At 67.6% G+C, this 17,936-nt stretch carries 17 protein-coding genes and 1 riboswitch; of the genes, 12 read left to right on the top strand and 5 right to left on the bottom strand.

From position 1 onward, the window contains the following. The first annotated feature begins 34 nt into the window (after positions 1–34). The 3 genes from E1H18_RS00505 to E1H18_RS00495 are packed head-to-tail and all read left to right on the top strand — an operon-like array spanning position 35 to position 1,883. Positions 35–595, top strand: a complete 561-nt coding sequence (locus E1H18_RS00505; protein ID WP_172262668.1) for a tetratricopeptide repeat protein — start codon at positions 35–37, stop codon at positions 593–595. Between the two features lie 34 nt (positions 596–629). Further along, positions 630–1,019 (top strand): hypothetical protein, encoded by a 390-nt coding sequence (locus E1H18_RS00500; RefSeq protein ID WP_172262666.1) that lies wholly within the window; start codon positions 630–632, stop codon positions 1,017–1,019. A gap of 15 nt (positions 1,020–1,034) precedes the next feature. Further along, a complete protein-coding gene (locus tag E1H18_RS00495; protein WP_172262664.1) occupies positions 1,035–1,883 on the top strand; it encodes a neutral zinc metallopeptidase in 849 nt (282 codons plus the stop codon). An 18-nt stretch (positions 1,884–1,901) separates the two neighbouring features. Here the strand turns inward: E1H18_RS00495 and E1H18_RS00490 are convergent, their stop codons facing one another. Next, on the bottom strand, positions 1,902–3,980 hold the full coding sequence (locus E1H18_RS00490) for a hypothetical protein (RefSeq protein WP_172262662.1): 2,079 nt from the start codon (positions 3,978–3,980) through the stop codon (positions 1,902–1,904). A 131-nt stretch (positions 3,981–4,111) separates the two neighbouring features. Next, a riboswitch (TPP riboswitch) is annotated at positions 4,112–4,217 on the top strand. A 71-nt stretch (positions 4,218–4,288) separates the two neighbouring features. Between E1H18_RS00490 and thiC the strand changes: the two genes are divergently transcribed. The 7 genes from thiC (at position 4,289) to E1H18_RS00455 (ending at position 12,465) form a co-directional block, all read left to right on the top strand. Beyond that, a complete protein-coding gene (gene thiC / locus E1H18_RS00485) occupies positions 4,289–6,127 on the top strand; it encodes a phosphomethylpyrimidine synthase ThiC (RefSeq protein WP_172262660.1) in 1,839 nt (612 codons plus the stop codon). A gap of 48 nt (positions 6,128–6,175) precedes the next feature. Beyond that, positions 6,176–7,564 (top strand): S41 family peptidase, encoded by a 1,389-nt coding sequence (locus E1H18_RS00480; protein WP_172262658.1) that lies wholly within the window; start codon positions 6,176–6,178, stop codon positions 7,562–7,564. A gap of 45 nt (positions 7,565–7,609) precedes the next feature. Continuing rightward, the gene (locus tag E1H18_RS00475) at positions 7,610–7,963 is read left to right on the top strand and encodes a DUF1428 domain-containing protein (RefSeq protein WP_172262656.1); all 354 of its coding nucleotides are present in this window, start codon (positions 7,610–7,612) and stop codon (positions 7,961–7,963) included. A gap of 292 nt (positions 7,964–8,255) precedes the next feature. Further along, the gene (locus E1H18_RS00470; protein ID WP_172262654.1) at positions 8,256–10,997 is read left to right on the top strand and encodes a Plug domain-containing protein; all 2,742 of its coding nucleotides are present in this window, start codon (positions 8,256–8,258) and stop codon (positions 10,995–10,997) included. A 106-nt stretch (positions 10,998–11,103) separates the two neighbouring features. Then, positions 11,104–11,493, top strand: a complete 390-nt coding sequence (locus tag E1H18_RS00465) for a hypothetical protein (RefSeq protein WP_172262652.1) — start codon at positions 11,104–11,106, stop codon at positions 11,491–11,493. 64 nt (positions 11,494–11,557) lie between these two features. Beyond that, entirely contained in the window at positions 11,558–11,893 is a 336-nt protein-coding gene (locus E1H18_RS00460; protein ID WP_172262650.1) for a GIY-YIG nuclease family protein, read from the top strand. Then, positions 11,890–12,465, top strand: coding sequence for a DUF2239 family protein (locus E1H18_RS00455; RefSeq protein WP_370526381.1), 576 nt, complete (start codon positions 11,890–11,892; stop codon positions 12,463–12,465). Before E1H18_RS00460 ends, E1H18_RS00455 begins: the two co-directional genes overlap by 4 nt. Here the strand turns inward: E1H18_RS00455 and E1H18_RS00450 are convergent. Next, a complete protein-coding gene (locus tag E1H18_RS00450; RefSeq protein ID WP_172262646.1) occupies positions 12,435–13,466 on the bottom strand; it encodes a ThuA domain-containing protein in 1,032 nt (343 codons plus the stop codon). The two genes, E1H18_RS00455 and E1H18_RS00450, sit on opposite strands and share 31 nt — an antisense overlap. Position 13,467: 1 nt before the next feature. Next, complete coding sequence (locus tag E1H18_RS00445) at positions 13,468–13,857, bottom strand: VOC family protein (protein WP_172262644.1); 390 nt, start codon at positions 13,855–13,857, stop codon at positions 13,468–13,470. 96 nt (positions 13,858–13,953) lie between these two features. Between E1H18_RS00445 and E1H18_RS00440 the strand changes: the two genes are divergently transcribed. Beyond that, the gene (locus tag E1H18_RS00440; RefSeq protein ID WP_172262642.1) at positions 13,954–14,469 is read left to right on the top strand and encodes a PepSY domain-containing protein; all 516 of its coding nucleotides are present in this window, start codon (positions 13,954–13,956) and stop codon (positions 14,467–14,469) included. 18 nt (positions 14,470–14,487) lie between these two features. Here the strand turns inward: E1H18_RS00440 and E1H18_RS00435 are convergent, their stop codons facing one another. Beyond that, positions 14,488–15,492: an SDR family oxidoreductase gene (locus E1H18_RS00435; protein ID WP_172262640.1), complete on the bottom strand. Its 1,005-nt coding sequence runs from the start codon at positions 15,490–15,492 to the stop codon at positions 14,488–14,490. Between the two features lie 119 nt (positions 15,493–15,611). Here E1H18_RS00435 and E1H18_RS00430 point away from each other — a divergent pair, with 119 nt between their 5' ends. Further along, on the top strand, positions 15,612–16,976 hold the full coding sequence (locus E1H18_RS00430) for an MATE family efflux transporter (RefSeq protein WP_172262638.1): 1,365 nt from the start codon (positions 15,612–15,614) through the stop codon (positions 16,974–16,976). Here E1H18_RS00430 and E1H18_RS00425 read toward each other — a convergent pair. Next, complete coding sequence (locus E1H18_RS00425; RefSeq protein ID WP_172262636.1) at positions 16,973–17,869, bottom strand: cobalamin biosynthesis protein CbiG; 897 nt, start codon at positions 17,867–17,869, stop codon at positions 16,973–16,975. The genes E1H18_RS00430 and E1H18_RS00425 overlap by 4 nt on opposite strands. Positions 17,870–17,936: the final 67 nt, after the last annotated feature.

Genomic DNA, 17,936 nt, shown 5'->3' with positions numbered 1-17,936 from the left:
CCGGCGCCAAAAGACCGGCCTCACGGAGGAAGACATGACCAGAGCCCTATCGCTCGCCGCGATCTGCGCGGCGGCGCTTCTGACCCACGCCGGAGCCGCCGGCGCGACCAGCCAGATCATCGGAAACGGATCGACCCGCGAGTGCTCGGACGCCGCCACTGGCGGGCGATCCGACAGCCGCGCGGTCTTGGCCTGCACGGTGGCCCTGGAGCTGGAAACCCTGACCTTCCGCGATCGCGCCCGCACGCTTGTGAACCGCGGCGTGCTGCAGATGCGCCAGGGGCAATACGTCGCCGCCCGGGCCGACTTCGACCAGGCCTCGCGGATCGATCCGCAGATGGGCGAAGCCTATGTGAACCGCGGAGCGACCTATGTCGGCGAGGAGCGCTGGCGCGAGGGCGTCAGCGAGATCGACAAGGGCCTGTCGATGGGCGTCAAGGATCCCGAGCGCGCCTGGTACAACCGCGCCCTGGCGCACGAAGGGCTGGGCGATCTGACGGCGGCCTATCGCGACTATAGCCGTGCGGCCGAGCTGAAGCCGGACTGGGCGGCGCCGAAGACCGAACTCGCGCGTTTCACGGTCAAGCGGCCCTGAGGTAAGCTGGGCCGCGCGTGACCAGGAGTATCCGATGCGTGCGGCCCTTTTGCTTTCTGCCTGTTTTCTAGGTCTCGGCGCGGTCGCCCAGGCGCAGGATCTTCGCGATTCACGTGATCCGCTGGTCGCTCATGCGCTGCAGGACGCACAGCGCGCGCAGTCAGCGCGCGAGATCGAGGCCTCGAACGCCCAGGACCGGGCCCGGACGGCGGTTGTGCTGCGCGAACTCGACGCTCAGCGCGCCGGGGCGCCGACCCTGCGGCCGCTGACCGATCCGTCGACCGCCCGGATGAACCAGGATCTGGCCCAGCATTACGCCGAACGCGCACGGTCGGTAGACCAACTGGAGCGCCTGACGCAGGATGCGCTGGACGAAAGCAATGCGCGAATCCGGGCGATCAAGCCCGCCAGTGAACCGAACTAGAGGGCCAGGACACTCATGGAATGGGAAGGCGGTCGCCGGTCCGGCAACATCGAGGATCGGCGTGGTCTGGGGGCTGGCGGCATCGTCGGCGGCGGCGTCGGCGCGGTGGTGTTGGCGGCCATCGGCTATTTCGTGTTCGGCATCGATCCGCGCACGACGCTGGAAGCGACGCAAGGCCTGCAGCGGCCTGCTCAGCAGGAGGGCGCGCGGGGCCAGGTCAGTGACCGTGACGGCCAGTTCGTCGATGTGATCGAGACGTCCAACAAGGAGGTCTGGTCGCCGATCTTCGCCCGCGAAGGCGTCCAGTACCGCCAGCCCGCGGCTATCGTGCTCTACCAGCAGGCCACCGGCACCGGTTGCGGCACAGGCCAGTCGGCCATGGGGCCGTTCTATTGTCCGGCCGATCAGAAGGTCTATCTGGACCTGTCGTTCTGGCAGGAGCTTGAGACCCGCTTCGGCGCCCAGGGCGAGTTCGCCCGCGCCTATGTCATCAGCCACGAGATCGGCCACCACGTGCAGCACCTGCTGGGCGCCGACCAGCAGGCTCGCCGACTGGGCGCCAAGGGCGAGGAGAGCGGTTCGGTCCGCCTGGAGTTGCAGGCCGACTGCTATGCCGGCGTCTGGGCCGCCCATGCGGGCGAGACCTCGGGCGGCCAGATCGTCATCAACCGCGCCGACATCCAGGACGGCCTGGGCGCGGCGGCCGCCGTCGGCGACGACACGATCCAGAAGCGCAGCCAGGGCCAAGTCGTCCCCGACAGCTTCACCCACGGTTCCAGCGCCCAGCGGATGCGGTGGTTCACGCGGGGATATGAGCAGGGCGATCCCAGTGCGTGCGACACGTTCTCGGCGGCGCGGCTCTAGGCGCGGTTACTGCGCCGGCTAGCCGGCGGGCGTGGTGCGCTTGTTGACCATGTCACTGGCCGCCCGCCAGATCTGTTCCGCGAAGACGGCCCCTACAAAGCAGGCGAGGAGCAGGCCGGTGGGGCTGGTCCGCCCGCCCTCCGTGAAGATCTGAACCCCGGCCTTGCCGGCGAGAAACACGGTAAAGGCCGCGCCCAATCCCGAGACGAGCACCTTGGCGGGCGCGCCGGACACCACGTACTCGCGTTTGCCGTTTTCGATGCGCTCGACGACGAAATTGGTGCGGGCTTCAGAAGCGCGCCGTTCGAGCGCCGCCAAGGCGTTATCGGCGTCTATGGCGACCTTCTTGGCTTCCGCTTCCTCGGCCTGAATTTGCTCGAAGGCCACCCGCATAGCGTTCAGGGCGGTCACCGCGGTGGGGTTCGTCTGATCAACGGCCTTGTTGGCGTCGGTATAGACCTTTTCGGCGCTGAGCCTTTGCTCGCCTTTTTCGAGGAGGCGCGCGTGGGCGATTTCGCGGTTCAGTCGCGCCAGGACGAAATCGGCTTCGGCGACGGGCGTCTCGTCGGGCCGCCCCAACATCCTGATCGCCGCCCCGAACAGGCCAAAGCCGATCAGGCCCACGATCAGTACGGCGGAGTCGGAAAGGTCCGCCATCCAGCCATAGAGGACGTCGCTGATCTCGCCGCCCTGGCAGCTCAGGCAACCCGGGTCGTCCTTGGCGGCGGCCTTAGGAGCGTTGGCGCAAGTCTCGCTGCATACGACGGGCAGCGGCAGCGTCGGCAGGGCTTGGAGGGTGTTCACCGCCTTGTTGCATCGGATCTCGACGCTGGCCGCCAAGCTGGCCTGGATCACGCCTGTCGTCTTGTCGCCAAGACTGTTGTTGAGATCCATCGCACCGATGAAGCAGGCGCGGATGTGCGAGCGGGCTTTCAGGATTTCCGCGCGGTACTGTGCGGAAAGGGCGCTGACTTGGTCGGAGAACTGATCGGCGGTAGCGATCCGTTTGAAGCTGCCGGCCTGACGTACGGCCGCCGCCTCGTAACCCGCGCGCCAGGTCTCAAGCGCCAGGGCTGCGGCTCGGGCGCTGGTGAGCGCGTTCTCGGCGCTGGTCAGCGTCGTGGCGTAATCCGACGGGAAACTCGGGCGCGAGCCGGCCTCGCCGGAAGGCGGAGCGGTCAGGCTTAGACGCACCGTCTGAAGCTTCTTGGCGACATCGTCGAGACTGACCTGCGATCCGGGCGTCGCCTCCATCGCTTCGTTGCCGGCCTGACGAAGAAGGGCCTGTACGGCCGAGATCTCGGTCCCCTTCGAATCCAGGCCGAGCTTGAGCAGGGCGCCCAGCGAGAAGTAGGTCGCAGGCACCAAGATGGCCACGTACAGGCATAGGGCCAGCCACTTCGGATAGTTCATCAAGGATTGCCGGCGCGGCGTGGGCGATGCCTGGTCTCCCAGGACCTCGGCGCCGTCGTCCAGCATCGCGTCGTAGGACTGGACGAGGGCCCGGGCCAGGAGCAGGACCGTCGAAAATACGAAGAAGAACCAGATCCAGGCCGCACTGTCGGCCTTGGTGTTCAAGGTCGCCTTGTAGATCTGGGCCGAGAGCTCGTCGAAGAGTCGGGCGTTTGCCTTGTTGCCCTCGATGTTCACCAACGAACGCCGCTCAGCCGCATTCCTGGGGACTGTGTCGACGGCGTTGCTGGCTGCGGCGCCGATCTGGGGTGTTATGACCGTCGCTGTATAGACGGACGCCGCCATGGTCTTGGCCGTCGCCGAGATCGCTTCCGGAGAGGCCAGGGCCGCCAGCAGCAAAGCGAGAGCGACCGAGGCCGATCGTGCGCCCGGTTTCTGGGCCTCGGGCTGACCGATCAGGTCCTTGCAGAAATCGAAGACGACCATGACCACCAGCAGGATGCTGGTGGTCAGGAGAATCCACACGCCCAGCAGCCTCGCGCCGACGTCCCAGCCAAAGAAGGCCAGGATCGCGCCGATCGCCAGCAGCAGCGAGAGGAGCACGAAGCGCCATCGTTCGACGAGGCCATTCGCCAAGGCGTCGCCGATACGGCTGCTGACGGCTATGAAGCCATTGTCGCTCATTGCTGCCCCCCGGCGCATTCGCAGATCAATGTTCTCTAATTAACCTATTCCTGCATGCTTGGAAAGTTCTCGTTTGGGTTGCTTGTCGCGCCGCGCCCTTGACCTCTCCGCCAACCCGCCTAGTGTCCGGCCATTGTTCACCGGGGGGTCGCTTGCGCGGCTGAGATTGGGCTTTCGCCCTGACCCGTCGAACCTGATCCGGGTCATGCCGGCGAAGGGAGGGAACGCGGGTAGGGGCCGAAACTCCGTCCGTAAACCGACTTAGCGCGACACGTCCGGGTCTCCTTGAAGCTTGAGGAGCGCCCGAAATGAATATCCAGACCACCATCAAATCCGTGGCCGAAACCCTGTCGACCGGCCCTGTGCCCGGCTCGCGCAAGGTCTATCAGGCCGGCGAGCTGTTCCCCGACCTGCGCGTGCCGTTCCGCGAGGTCGCCGTCCACCCGTCGGCCAACGAGCCGCCGGTGACCATCTACGACCCGTCGGGCCCCTATACCGACCCCAGCGTGGCCATCGACATCGAGAAGGGCCTGCCGCGCTCGCGCGAAGCCTTCGTCGTGGCGCGCGGCGACGTCGAGATCGTCACCGATCCCCGCCAGGTGAAGCCCGAGGACAACGGCTTCGCCCAGGGCAAGCACCTGGCCCCCGAATTCCCCGACGCCAGCCGCAAGATCTATCGCAGCAAGCCCGGCAAGCTGGTCACCCAGCTGGAATACGCCCGCGCCGGGATCATCACGGCCGAGATGGAATATGTCGCCATCCGCGAGAACCTGCGCCGCGAGCAGAACGCCCCGTGCGTGCGCGATGGCGAGGACTTCGGCGCCTCGATCCCCGACTTCGTGACGCCCGAGTTCGTGCGCCAGGAAATCGCCCGCGGCCGCGCCATCATCCCGGCCAACATCAACCACGGCGAGCTGGAGCCGATGGCGATCGGCCGCAACTTCCTGGTCAAGATCAACGCCAACATCGGCAATTCGGCCGTGCTGGGCACCGTCGCCGACGAGGTCGACAAGCTGGTCTGGGCCACGCGCTGGGGCGCCGACACGGTCATGGACCTGTCGACCGGCCGCAACATCCACAACATCCGCGACTGGATCATCCGCAATTCCAGCGTCCCGATCGGCACGGTGCCGATCTACCAGGCGCTGGAGAAGGTCAACGGCGTGGCCGAGGACCTGAACTGGGAGGTCTTCCGCGACACCCTGATCGAGCAGTGCGAACAGGGCGTCGACTACTTCACCATCCATGCCGGCGTGCGCCTGCCGTTCGTGCCGATGACCGCCAAGCGCGTCACCGGCATCGTCTCGCGTGGCGGCTCGATCATGGCCAAGTGGTGCCTGGCGCACCACAAGGAGAACTTCCTCTACGAGCGCTTCGAGGACATCTGCGAGATCATGCGCGCGTATGACGTCTCGTTCTCGCTGGGCGACGGCCTGCGTCCGGGCTCGACCGCCGACGCCAATGACGAGGCCCAGTTCTCGGAACTGCGCACCCTGGGCGAGCTGACCAAGGTGGCTTGGAACCACGGCGTCCAGGTGATGATCGAGGGGCCGGGCCACGTGGCCATGCACAAGATCAAGGCCAACATGGACGAGCAGCTGAAGCACTGCCACGAGGCCCCCTTCTACACCCTCGGCCCGTTGACCACCGACATCGCGCCTGGCTACGACCACATCACCTCGGCGATCGGCGCGGCGATGATCGGCTGGTTCGGCACGGCGATGCTCTGCTATGTCACGCCCAAGGAGCACCTGGGCCTGCCGGACCGCGACGACGTGAAGACGGGCGTCATCACCTACAAGCTGGCCGCCCACGCCGCCGACCTCGCCAAGGGCCACCCGGGCGCGGCGATGTGGGACGACGCCATCAGCCGCGCGCGCTTCGAGTTCCGCTGGGAGGACCAGTTCAACCTGGGCCTGGACCCCGAGACCGCCCGCAAGTTCCACGATGAGACCCTGCCGAAGGAGGCGCACAAGACCGCTCACTTCTGCTCGATGTGCGGCCCCAAGTTCTGCTCGATGAAGATCAGCCACGAAGTCCGCGACTTCGCGGCGGGCCTGGCGCCCAACAGCGCCGAGTTGGGCATGGCCGAGATGAGCGAGAAGTTTAAGGAACAGGGCTCGGAGATCTATCTGAAGGCCGACTGACGGCTTTTTCACTGGCGCGGCGGGGGAGAGGGCTTCACCGTCGCGCCCATGAAACGCTTGAGTCTCCTGGCGGCCGTCGCCGTCCTCGCTATCGCCACGCCGGTGCTGGCCGAAAGCCCGTTCTGGCCAGTGCAGCCTAAGGGCGGTTTCGTGGCCGCCGAGCTGCGGGGGGCGTGGAAGGCGCGGGGCTATGGCTGGATCGTGCAGTTTGGGCCCGAGGGCGCGCAACTGTTCCAGACCGCCGGCGAGGCCTGCTATCCTGATCCGCGTCGCGAGCCGGACCCGGACGGCGTGCTGAGCCAGTGGCGCGCCGAAGGACAGGGCGTCGTGACTCTGACCGGCGATCCCGACGGCACGCGCTACCTGTTCGACAAGCTGCCGAACCTGCCCAACGCCTGCATCAGCGCCGCGGGCTGGACGCCCGACCGGATCGTGACCTTCGTCGCCGACACCTTCGCCGACTACTATCCGCGCTCGGCCGAGCGAAAGCTGGACTGGACGGCGCGCAAGACGGCCGCCCTGGCCGAGGTGAGCCCTGCCGCAACCGACGCCCAACTGTGGACGGCTCTGTCGGGCCTGCTGGCCGGCATCGACGATCCGCATGTCGAGCTGCACGGCGTGGTCGCCGGCTCCCAGCGTGACCTGGAACCGGGCGGTCCGGCGACCCTGGCCCGCGTGCTGGCGGCCGACCCGACCGGCGGCGAGAAGGCCTGGCTGGCCGCCTATCGCGAGGGGATCCTGTCCCAGGTGCTGGAAGGCCGTGGCCGCCAGACCGCCAATAACCGCGTGTTCTGGGGCCTGGCCGGCGACATCGGCTACATCAACATCGTCACCATGGGCGCCTTCGCCCGCAACGCCGCGCCGGATGATCCCCGGCCGCTGGATGTCGTACTGGACGAGGCCTTGGGCGCCTTTGCCGGCTCGAAGGCGGTGATCGTCGACATCAGCAACAACCGCGGCGGTTACGACACTATCAGCCAGCGGATCGCGGCCCGCTTCACCGATCAGCCGCGCGTGGCCTATTCCAAGGTCCCGGTCGGGGCCAAGGCGCCGCCGCAGCCGATCCGCATCGAGCCGGCCACCGGCGCGCGCTTCACTGGGCCGGTCTATCTGGTCACCAGCGACGTCACGGTCAGCGCCGGCGAGACCTTCACTCTGATGATGAAGGCCCTGCCTAACGTCACCCAGGTAGGCGGGACGACGCGCGGAGCGTTCTCGGATCAGCTGCCCAAGCCTCTGCCGAACGGCTGGGCGCTGGCCCTTCCGGCCGAGCTGTACAAGGGGCCCAAGGGCGAAGACCTGGAGGGCAGGGGGCTGGTCCCCAATGTCCCCTTGGCCGTGTTCCCGGACAACGACCTGTCGAACGGTCACGCCAAGGCCATCACCGGCCTGATCGCGAAAATTCGCGAGGGCAGTGTCGGAACGGCCGCTCCCTGAACGTCCTTGTCTTCGACAACGCCAACTCAAAGCGGAGGAAACGTCATGGCCTATGTCGATGGTTTCGTACTCGCGGTGCCGAAGGACAAACTGGACGCCTACAAGGCGATGGCCCGATTGGGGGCCGAGGTCTGGATGGAGCATGGCGCTCTGTCGTACGTCGAATGTATCGGCGACGATGTGCCCTATGGCGAGCTGACCTCGTTCCCGCGCGCCGTCCAGGCCAAGGACGACGAGGTCGTGGTGTTCTCGTGGATCACCTACAAGGACCGCGAGACCCGCGACGCGGTGAACGCCAAGGTGATGGCTGACGAGCGCCTGAAGGGCTCCATGCAGAACGCCCCGTTCGACGGCAAGCGCATGATCTACGGCGGCTTCCAGGCCTTCGAAGAGCGCTGACAGCTCCAGATTGTACCGGCCTCGCCCACGGTGAGGCTCCACTCTCGAACCGCGCGCCTGGCATCGGGCGCGCGGTTTTTGTTTCCGGGTCGCAACATCGTTTCCGCAGCAGCCGCGAAAAGCCGGCAATGTGGCCGGATTTCGTGAGCGTCGCCGTGATCTTGGCGAGAAGAGACACACCCGTGTGCGCTTTATGCCGCAAAAGCTTGGCCTTAATGCTCGGGGGCGTTGCAGCGCAGCTGCGAGGCTCTTAGTGAGCGTACTCGCGCAACCTCCGATTTTGTGGGCCGACATGACCCCTTCGACCATCCTGCTCTATGGAATGGCCGCCGCCGCTCTTGACCCTTCCGTCGCGCCTCCGGCGCTCGCGCCTGTGGCGGTCGTGGAAGGACAGGCCAAGGCCCGCGAGCAGGACGAGGCGCCCAATGAGGTCGACAGCCTGACCGTCGAGGCCGAGCGACGCGGCAAGGTCGATACGCCGATCGAACCGGACTTCGTCATGGACGAGGAGGCGATCCAGAGCCTGGGAGCCAGCAACCTTCTGGATGCCATCAACATCCTGGTGCCGCAGCTGCAGGGCACCCGGGGCCGCGACAGCGGTCCGCCGGTCATGCTGGTCAACGGCCGCCGCATCTCGGGCATGCAGGAGATGCAGGGCATCCCGCCCGAGGCCATCCAGCGGTTCGAGATCTATCCCGAGGAAGTCGCGCTCAGCCAGGGCTACAAGGCCGACCAGCGGGTGCTGAACATCATCCTCAAGAAGAACTTCAATTCGAAGATGGTGGAGGGGTTGGCCCGGATCGCCACCGACGGCGGGCGCACGATCTCGACGCTGCAGGGCAACCGCCTGAACATCAACGGCGACAAGCGCTGGAACGTCGACGTCTCGTTCCAGCACCAACCCAAGCTGCTGGAGACCGACCGCGACATCGTCCGCTCGCCGGGCGGCCAGCCCTTCGATCTGACCGGCAATATCGGTGGCGGGGCCGAGATCGATCCGGCTCTGTCGGCCCTGGCCGGCTCGACGGTGACCTTCGCCGGCGTACCGACTTCCGCCGCGGCGGGTCGTGCGGCCCTGGCCGACTTCGCGGGCTTGGCCGGCCGCTACAACACCGGCGACCTGACCGCCGCCCGCGGGCTGCTGCCGCAGTCGGAGAAGCTGACCCTGCGCGGGGCGCGTACCGGCAGCCTGGGCAAGCAGACCTTGCTGACGCTGAGCGGCAATCTCGAGGACACCCATACCGAGATGCTGCTGGGCTTGCCTGGCGTGACCTTCAGCCTGCCGGCGGGCAGCCCGTTCTCGCCGTTCTCCAATGCGGTGACCGGTTATCGCTTCATCAACGCCCCCAGCGCCCTGGCGCGGGAAAGCGACACCCTGCGGACCCAGCTGGCGATGGCCGCCAACGGCCGGCTGGGCTCCTGGCGCTGGGCCGCCAATGGCGACTTTGACCGTATCGTCAGCGACACCACCACGGGACGCGGCTTTGACGCCTCGGCCTTCCAGGCGGCGGTGGCGGCCGGCGATCCGACGGTCAACCCGTTCGGGGTGATCTCGCCCTCGCTCTACAAGGCCATGGCGCCCGACACCGCCCACTCGGTCTCGACCTCGGCCAGCGCCGACCTGCTGTTGAACGGGACCCTGTTCGAGGCCCCGGCCGGTCCCATCCAGTCGTCGTTCAAGCTGGGCGTGGACACCCGCGAACTGGACTCCAAGACCGTGCGCTCCGGCGTGACCACAACGCGCGGCGTCAGTCGCGACCGCCAGAGCGTGCAGGGCAATGTCACGGTGCCCCTGACCAGCGCCCGACGGAGCTTCCTGGCCAAGGCCGGCGATCTCTCGGCCAGCGCCAATTTCGAGTACGAGGAACTGTCGGACCTGGGTGGGCTGACCACGCTGGGCGGCAGCCTCAACTGGACCACCCCAGTCAAAGGCGTCAGCTTCCTGGCCAGCTACACCGATGAGCAGGGCGCGCCCAGCACCAACCAGATCAACGATCCGATCCTGGTGACGCCCAACATCGTGGTCTTCGATTTCAGCACCGGACAGAGCGCCCTGATCTCGCGCACGACCGGCGGCAACGCCAATCTGCGCAATGACAACCGCACGGTCTCCACGTTCAGCGCGACCTACAAGCCGTTCGAGCAGATCGACCTGTCCCTGCGCGCGACCTACACGCGGGCGCAGACCAAGAACATGATCGCGTCCTTCCCGGAGATCACGCCGGACCTGGAAAGGGCCTTCCCAGAGCGGTTCACGCGGGATGCGGCTGGCCGGCTGCTGGCGATCGACGCCCGGCCGGTCAATTTCGCCAGCGCCGAGAACGAGAACATCCGCTGGGGCCTGAACCTGTTCAAAGTGGTCGGCAAGCCGACCGCCGCGGCCCCCGGGCGTCCGGGCGGCCCTCCGGGCGGCCCTCCGGGTGGACCGGGTGGTCCTCCCGGCGGTGGTGGCGTGATGCGCTTCGGACCGCCTCCCGGCGCGCAAGGCGGTGGTGGCCCAGGTGGTCCCGGCGGTCCAGGGCCCAGCGTCATGCCCAAGCCCGGTCAGGGCATGATCCAGCTTTCGATCTATCACACCTGGCGACTCAGCGATGAGATCACCATCCGCAAGGGGCTGCCGACGCTGGATCAGTTGGACGGGGCGGCGATCAGCGCGCGCAACGGTCAGGCCCGCCACGAGGTGCAGGCCAATGGCGGCTACACACGCAACGGCATGGGCGTTCGTTTCAACGCAACCTGGCGCGGCTCCACCTGGGTGAACGGCGGCGCCGCCGGCGGCCAGACACTGTACTTCTCGGACCTGGCGACGGTCGGGGTGATGAGCTTCGCCAATCTCAACACGTCCAACAAGGCGCTGGTCGCCAAGTATCCGTGGTTGAAGAACGGCAACGTGTCGCTCAACTTCGAGAACATCTTCAACGCCAAGCAGACGGTCCGCGACCAAAGCGGCAATACGCCGCAAGCCTATCAGCGCGACTACCTGGATCCCTTGGGGCGCACGGTCCGGATCGGTTTCCGCAAGCTGATCTACTGAGGCGGAGGGGCGAACGCAGCGACAGCCGCAACGCGTCGTTAAGCAGTCGGGCGCAGCCTTCCGCCAACGGCCCCTGAAACAGGATGGGGCCGGATGGGAGGCTGTCATGGCGATCATGACTTCCAGTACGCGTCGGGTCGGCGATCATTTCGAGCCCAGCGACGTCGATCCGCAGGTTCAGCGCCGCCTGCGCGGCTATCTGGAACAGATCGACTACACCGCCTTCGCCTCGAACAAGGCCGTGCTGGGAGCCACGATCCCCCATGCCGACGCCGAGCGTTTCCAGCGTCTGGCGGTCGCCGCCGCCACCGCGCGCGGCCGCTGGGTCGCCGAAGCCGCGACCATGACCGAAGCGGCCGCTACCCTGACCGACGCCCAGGTCGCCCGCCTGGCCCATCTTCGCAGCGCCTATGAGGAGCTGTCGGCGGTCTACGAGGCCACCCGGCGGATGGTCGAGCGCGGCTACGTCGCCTATCGCACGCCACCGCAGGGGTAATTTACCCGGGTATTATTGACTTTATATTTCGTCCGGGTAAAAATCCGTCTCGAAGGAGACGATCATGTCCGAACGCAAGGCGCTGCTGCGCGCATACAAGGAACGCAAGGTCGAGCCCGGCGTCTATGCCGTGCGCTGCACGATCACCGGCGAAGCCTGGGTCGGCGCGACGCCCGACCTGGCGACCCGTCAGACGGGGATCTGGTTCACGCTGAAACTGGGCTCGCACCGCGAACCGTCGCTGCAGGCCGCCTGGAAGGCGCATGGCGAGGCGGCGTTCGTCTTCGAACCTGTCGAGGTGGTCGACACCGAAGGGCTGGACGCCTTCTCTCGTAACGGCAAGCTGAAGGATCGCCGCGACCATTGGGTTCAGGCCCTGAACGCGAAGGGGCTGAATTGATGGAGCGCTATGTCGTCTTCCGCGGCCATGACCGCATCGCCGCCGGCTCGCAGCTGGAGGCCGCCCTGGCCGCCCAAGCGCTTGTCGGTGAGGCAGGGGTGCTGATCTTCGGTCCCGACGGTCGCTCGATCGATTTCGATCTCAGCGGCGACACCGTCGATCTTGTCCGTCGTCTGTCGCCGGCCGAGGAGGCGCCACGCGGGCGAGGGCGGCCCAAGCTGGGCGTGACGGCTCGCGAGGTCACGCTGTTGCCGCGCCACTGGGACTGGCTGGCGGCCCAGCCGGGCGGGGCGTCGGTGGCGCTGCGCAAGCTGGTCGAGGCTGCGCGCAAGGCCAGCGAGGGGCCCGACCGCATCCGCACCGCGCGCGAAGCGGCCTATCGCTTCGCCTCAGCCATCGGCGGGGATCTCTGGGGCTTCGAGGACGCCATGCGGGCGCTGTTCGCCGGCGACGACGCGGCGTTCGAGGCGCGTATCGAGACCTGGCCGGTCGATGTGGCCGGTCAGCTTAGGACCTATGCGGCCGATGCCTTCGGGCCCGATCAGCCTTCAGACTTGGCCAGTACGTCCTGAAGCACCGCCTTGTAGGCGGCATCGAACCGGGTGCGGTCGCTGTCCGGCTTGCCGGGCCACAGTGGGCGCAGGGCGGCGGTGCGGGCGGCGGTGTCGCGTAACCAGGCCGGATCAGCTTTGGCGAGACGCGCCAGGCGAGTCTCGACCTCGGCCTTCGGGCGGTTGTCATAGGCCAGCAGCGAAAGCAGCGCCCACAGAGCCTGTTCGTCTGGATTGGGCTTGGCGCCGCCCGGCATGCGGTGGGCGGTCCAGCGGATGGCGTCGACGATCTGCGCCCGGAAACGCGGGTCGTCCCAGGTGCTGGGCGTGTGGCCCAGGCTGGTCGAAAACAGCCGACCCTTGCCGATCTCACGCGCCCAGGTGATTGGGATGAACCACGGTCGCTTCAGGACGGTGTCGGTGAAGTCGAGGGCCTGCAGCGCCCGGACCTTGGCGGGGTCGTAGTCGGCGAACTGGTAGATTTCCTCGGCATAGGCGAACCGCGCCGGCCAGGCCTTGGTCGTGGGATGAATGCCGCCCAGCGCCTGGATCGTGACAGGCGTGCCCTGCGTCCAGGGATGGCCGGCGAACTTGCCGTTGATGAAGGCGGTGTAGGTCTGGCCCGGGCCGTCATAGGGCCAGGCGGTGTCGGTGGCGCTGTGCAGGCCCACAAACCCGCCCTTGCCGCTCTCGACCCATGACTGGATGGCGGCCCAGGCCTGCGGCGCGATCGGTAGGGCGCCGGTCGTGTAGAAGGCCAGGACGTCGATGTCCTTCAGCTTTTCGGGCGTGATCGTGCGGGCGTCCTGGGTCGACTCGACGGTGAAGGCGCCCGACTTGGCGGCGATCTCGGCCAGGACGCGCTCCGACTGGGTCGGGCCGTTGCTGTTCTTGGGGCGCGTGACCGGCGCGTGGCGGAAGCCGACCGACTGGTCGAGATACAGCACCCGGATCTTGTCGGCCGCGAACGCCGGGGAGGAGAGGGCGAAGAGAACGGCCGCGAGCGCGAGGAAGCGGCCCATGTCAGCCAGCCTTTGGCTGCAGCAGGTCCCAGCGGTTGCCCGACAGGTCCTCGAACACCGCCACCGTGCCATAGGGCTCGAAGCGCGGCGCTTCCAGGAACCGCACGCCGGCGGCGGTCATGCGGGCGAAGTCGCCGGCGAAGTCGTCGGTGTGCAGGAACAGCCAGACCCGGCCACCGCCCTGGTTGCCGATCGCCTGGGCCTGCGCGTCGACCGCGCGGGCCAGCAGGAAGTCGGTCCCTTCGGTTCCGGGCGAGACCACGACCCAGCGCTTGTCGCCGCCCATGTCGGTGTCTTCGACCAGGGAGAAGCCCAGCTTGCCGACATAGAAGGCGATGGCCTCGTCGTAGTCGGCGACCAGCAGGGACACGAGGGCGACTCGGCGGGCCATTGGCGACTCCATTAGACGAGGCGATTGGATACCATGCGTCAGGCCGATGTCAGCGCGCGGGCGTTAGGACAGCGGCTTCACGAACGGGAGAACGCCATGAACCGCCCCCTCATCCTGACGTCTTCTGCGGCTATCGCCGCCGTATTGGCCCTGGCGCCGCTGGCTTTCGCCGACGCCCCCAAGACCAAGATCACCCAGGTCGCGCCCAAGGATCTGCCCGCCGCCGTGGTCAAGGTCGTGAAGGCCGCCGCCCCGACAATGACGATCAAGGAAGCCGAGTTGAAGGAGCGGGAAGACCGCCGATACTACGATGTCGAGGGGACCATGCCCGATGGCTCGGAGATCGAGTTCGACCTGCTGGAGAAGAACGGCGGCTGGGAGATCGTCGAGACACAGCGCGACATCGCCTGGGCCTCCGCGCCAAAACCGGTGCGCGACGCCGCGGCCGCCTCGGGCAAGAAGATCACGCCGGTGCGGGTGATCGAGAGCGCCCAGAACGACGGCATGGTGATCTACGAGCTGTTTGCGGCGGGTAAGCCCGAAGAGCCCTCGATGGAGGTCAGCCTCAAGGACGGCCAGGTCAAGGTTCTGGAAGAGGTCTGGCCGCACTGAGGCGCTGGTAGCGGGGGCCTAGCCCCCGTTGTACCCGCCAATGATCGGCAGGATCTCGCCGGTGATGTAGCTGGACGTCTGCGGCGAGGCCAAAAACACATAGGCTGGGGCGATCTCCTCCGGCTGAGCGGGTCGGCCCATCGGGGTCTTGCCGCCGAACTGGGCGACCTGCTTGGCCAGCTTGTCGGCCGGGTTCAGCGGCGTCCAGACCGGCCCTGGGGCCACGGCGTTCACTCTGATGCCGCGCTCGATCAGGTGCGTGGCCAGCGAGCGGGTGAAGGCGTGGATGCCGCCCTTGGTCAGGGAGTAGTCCAGCAGGTCCTTGTTGCCCAGCAGGCCGGTGACCGAGCCGGTATTGATGATCGAGCCGCCCCGGGGCAGGTGCTTCACCGCCGCCTTGGCCATATGGAAATAGCCATAGAGATTGGTGCGCAGCGTTCGGTCGAAGTGCTCTTCGGTCAGGTCCTCGAAGTCCAGCACGTGTTCCTGGAAGGCGGCGTTGTTGACCAGCACGTCTAGGCGGCCGAACGCTTCCAGGGTCTTGGCCACCGCGTCCTTGGCGTAGGCGGAGTCGGCCACGTCGCCGGGCAGCAGGATGGCGCGCTTGCCCTCCTTTTCGACGGCAGCCTTTGTTTCCTGCGCGTCCTTGTCTTCCGAGAGATAGGCGATGGCCACATCCGCGCCCTCGCGGGCGAACAGCACGGCCACGGCCCGGCCGATGCCGCTGTCGGCGCCGGTGATCAGGGCGACCTTGCCCTCCAGCTTGCCCGAGCCCTTGTAGAACGGCGCGTCATACATCGGAGCCGGATCGAGGGCGTATTCGTCGCCGGGCTTGGTTTGGTGTTGCTCGGGGAAGGGCGGAGCTGGGTAGGGGCGGGCGCCGGCCTGCATGGCTTCCTTGTCGTCCTCGTCAGGCTGGAAGGAGCGCTCTTCCTTGGCGTCCAGCGGCGCTTGGATGTCGCGATAGGCCTGGGCGATGCGGTCGGCGGCGGCTTCGTGCTGCGGGGTGTCGGTGTCGGCCATGACTTGCTCCTGCGCTGAGCCCCGTAAACCACTCGCGTCCGCCGATGTTCCAAGCCTTGCTGAAAGCGGGTTGCCCGAAAATCGGGCATGGGTCAGGTTGCCCGCCCTTTGTCCGAGGCATGATCATGCGGCGCGGCCCGATCACCACCGACCTGATCGAGCTGCTGCGCCTGTCGGGGCCGGTCGTGCTGTCGCGCCTGGGCATCATGATCATGGGCCTGACCGACGCCATCGTGGTGGGCCACTTCTCGGCGCGCGAGCTGGGCTTCCACGCCATGGCCTGGGCGCCGTCGTCGATCTTCATCACCATGAATGTCGGTCTGCTGGTCGGGATTCAGGTCATGACCGCCCGCGCGGTTGGGGCGGGCCGACGGAACGAGACCGGCGCGGTGCTGCGGCGGGGCCTCAGCTACAGCGCCTGGCTGGGCCTGGGCTCGGGCGCGCTGCTGGCGCTGTTCGGGCCGCTGTTCCTGAGCAGCCTGGGCCTCAAGGACGGCCTGGCGGAAGGCGCGGCCATCCCGATGATCGTCTTCTCGCTGTCGCTGCCGGTCTACGCCGTCTCGGTGGCCCTGACCTTCTGGCTGGAGGGCTTGGCCAAGCCCGGGCCCGGCGCGGTGTTCATGTGGCTGGCCAATATCGTCAACCTGGCCGCCAACCTGGTGCTGGTGCCCGGAACCTTCGGCCTGCCGGCCCTGGGCGCGACGGGCGGAGCCTGGTCGACCTTCATCGCCCGCAGCGCGCTGCTGCTGGCCCTGGCCATCTATGTGCTGCGCATGAAGGAGGCCCGCGCGCTGGGCGTCTTCGACAAGCCCGCTCGCGACCGCCCCGCCGAGATCGAGCAGCGCCGCATCGGCTACGGCGCGGGCGCATCCAACTTCTTCGAGGTCTCGGCCTTCGCCGGCATGAACCTGGTGGCCGGCTGGATCGGCGGCCTGGCCGTCGCCGCCTGGGCGGTGGTGCTGAACGTGGCCGCCGTGATCTTCATGATCCCGCTGGGCATCGCCTCGGCCACCGCCGTGCAGGTGGGACGGGCTTACGGGGCGCGCGACCCGGCGGGCATGAAGCGCGCCGGCTGGATCGCCTTCGCCGTCACCGGCGTCGTCGGCCTGGCCGCGGCCCTGCTGCTGTATCCGCTGAAGAGCTGGGTGGCCGTGGCCTACACCACCGATCCGGCGGCGCTGGAGCTGATCCTGCCGGCCCTTGTGCTGACCTGTCTGTTCCTGGCTCCGGACGCCGTGCAGGTGGTCGCCGCCCAGGCCCTGCGCGCAAGGGGCGAAGTCTGGGTCCCGACCATCACCCACCTGATCAGCTACGCCTTCGTCATGGGTCCGCTGGCCTGGTGGCTGGCCATCCCGCGCGGCATGGGCCTGAACGGGGTGGTGATTTCGGTGATCGTCACCAGCTTCCTGGCGATGGGGTTCCTGCTGGCGCGGTTCAGGATGCTGGACGCGCGCGATCGCAAGCTGGCGGAGGAGGGGGCCTAGGCCCCCAGGATCCAGCCTTCTTCGGTCTCCGCCGCCGTTAGCGCATCCTCCGCCAAGCCCTTCGGCGCCGCGAAGGCCGCGCCAAGCTTGCCGGCTTCGTCCAGCTTGGCGAAGTGTTCGGCCAGGCTGCGCACCTGGGCCAGGTCCTTGACCTCGCCGGGGGCGGGGACGGGCTTGATCAGCGACGGATAGACCTCGGCCACCACGGTGGCGACGCCGTCCAGATCGGCCTCGGTCAGGCTCTTGAAGCCCGTCTCGAACGGCCACACCCGCAGTGTGTCGCCGCGGGCGTCCTTCAGGCGGCGCACGGCCGGGATACCCATGATCGCCTGACCGCCGACCGAGCCGTTGTAATAGAGCTTCCAGATCGCGTGCGCGCCCTTGGCGGCCTGATCGGCGTAGCGGAACTCGGGCAGGTCGCCCTCGCCATGATCGCGCGTGCGCTTGGGCTGCAGGGTCGTCAGGGCGTCCTTGGGCGGACAGCCCCAGAACGGGAATGGCCCGCCGGTCAGGCGTCGGTTGATCTCCGAGCCGACGCCGAAGCGGTTGTTGGTGTTGTCGGCCTTGTCCTTGACCATCTTGGCCAGTTGATCCCAGACCGCGCGCCAGGGCGTCTCGCCGGGCAGGGCCAGGGCCTGCGACAGCCCGCGGGGGAAGCCCAGCGGGAAGTCGAAGCCGACCAGGGCCCGCTCGCCGCGCTTCTTCAGGTCGTCCAGGATCGCCGCCAGCCGGGTCTCGGCTTCGGCGCGGGTGGCCGGGTTGAAGCTCTCGAAGGTCAGGCGGAAGCGGACGTCGCGCTTGAGCACGCCGATCCAGATGGAGTCCGCGCCCGTGGTCGGCTTGGCCGCCGCGCTCCAGTCGACGATCACATAGGCGCTGAACAGACGCGACAAGACGGCGCTCCGCTTCGGATTGAACGAAGCGCGCTTCTACCTCCCCAAGCCGGGTACGACCAGCCCG

Origin of the sequence: Caulobacter sp. RHG1, assembly GCF_013181195.1 — a bacterium.
Taxonomy (GTDB): Bacteria; Pseudomonadota; Alphaproteobacteria; order Caulobacterales; family Caulobacteraceae; genus Caulobacter.
This window is presented reverse-complemented; position numbering and strand designations above follow the sequence as displayed.

Bases quoted from the DNA above. Each gene is read 5' to 3' on its own strand.
- E1H18_RS00505 (WP_172262668.1), top strand. From the start codon at position 35: ATGACCAGAGCCCTATCGCTCGCCGCGATCTGCGCGGCGGCGCTTCTG.
- E1H18_RS00435 (WP_172262640.1), bottom strand. From the start codon at position 15,492: ATGGCCGACACCGACACCCCGCAGCACGAAGCCGCCGCCGACCGCATC.
- E1H18_RS00500 (WP_172262666.1), top strand. From the start codon at position 630: ATGCGTGCGGCCCTTTTGCTTTCTGCCTGTTTTCTAGGTCTCGGCGCG.
- E1H18_RS00480 (WP_172262658.1), top strand. From the start codon at position 6,176: ATGAAACGCTTGAGTCTCCTGGCGGCCGTCGCCGTCCTCGCTATCGCC.
- E1H18_RS00460 (WP_172262650.1), top strand. From the start codon at position 11,558: ATGTCCGAACGCAAGGCGCTGCTGCGCGCATACAAGGAACGCAAGGTC.
- E1H18_RS00475 (WP_172262656.1), top strand. From the start codon at position 7,610: ATGGCCTATGTCGATGGTTTCGTACTCGCGGTGCCGAAGGACAAACTG.
- thiC (WP_172262660.1), top strand. From the start codon at position 4,289: ATGAATATCCAGACCACCATCAAATCCGTGGCCGAAACCCTGTCGACC.
- E1H18_RS00440 (WP_172262642.1), top strand. From the start codon at position 13,954: ATGAACCGCCCCCTCATCCTGACGTCTTCTGCGGCTATCGCCGCCGTA.
- E1H18_RS00490 (WP_172262662.1), bottom strand. From the start codon at position 3,980: ATGAGCGACAATGGCTTCATAGCCGTCAGCAGCCGTATCGGCGACGCC.
- E1H18_RS00495 (WP_172262664.1), top strand. From the start codon at position 1,035: ATGGAATGGGAAGGCGGTCGCCGGTCCGGCAACATCGAGGATCGGCGT.
- E1H18_RS00465 (WP_172262652.1), top strand. From the start codon at position 11,104: ATGGCGATCATGACTTCCAGTACGCGTCGGGTCGGCGATCATTTCGAG.
- E1H18_RS00430 (WP_172262638.1), top strand. From the start codon at position 15,612: ATGATCATGCGGCGCGGCCCGATCACCACCGACCTGATCGAGCTGCTG.
- E1H18_RS00450 (WP_172262646.1), bottom strand. From the start codon at position 13,466: ATGGGCCGCTTCCTCGCGCTCGCGGCCGTTCTCTTCGCCCTCTCCTCC.
- E1H18_RS00445 (WP_172262644.1), bottom strand. From the start codon at position 13,857: ATGGCCCGCCGAGTCGCCCTCGTGTCCCTGCTGGTCGCCGACTACGAC.
- E1H18_RS00470 (WP_172262654.1), top strand. From the start codon at position 8,256: ATGACCCCTTCGACCATCCTGCTCTATGGAATGGCCGCCGCCGCTCTT.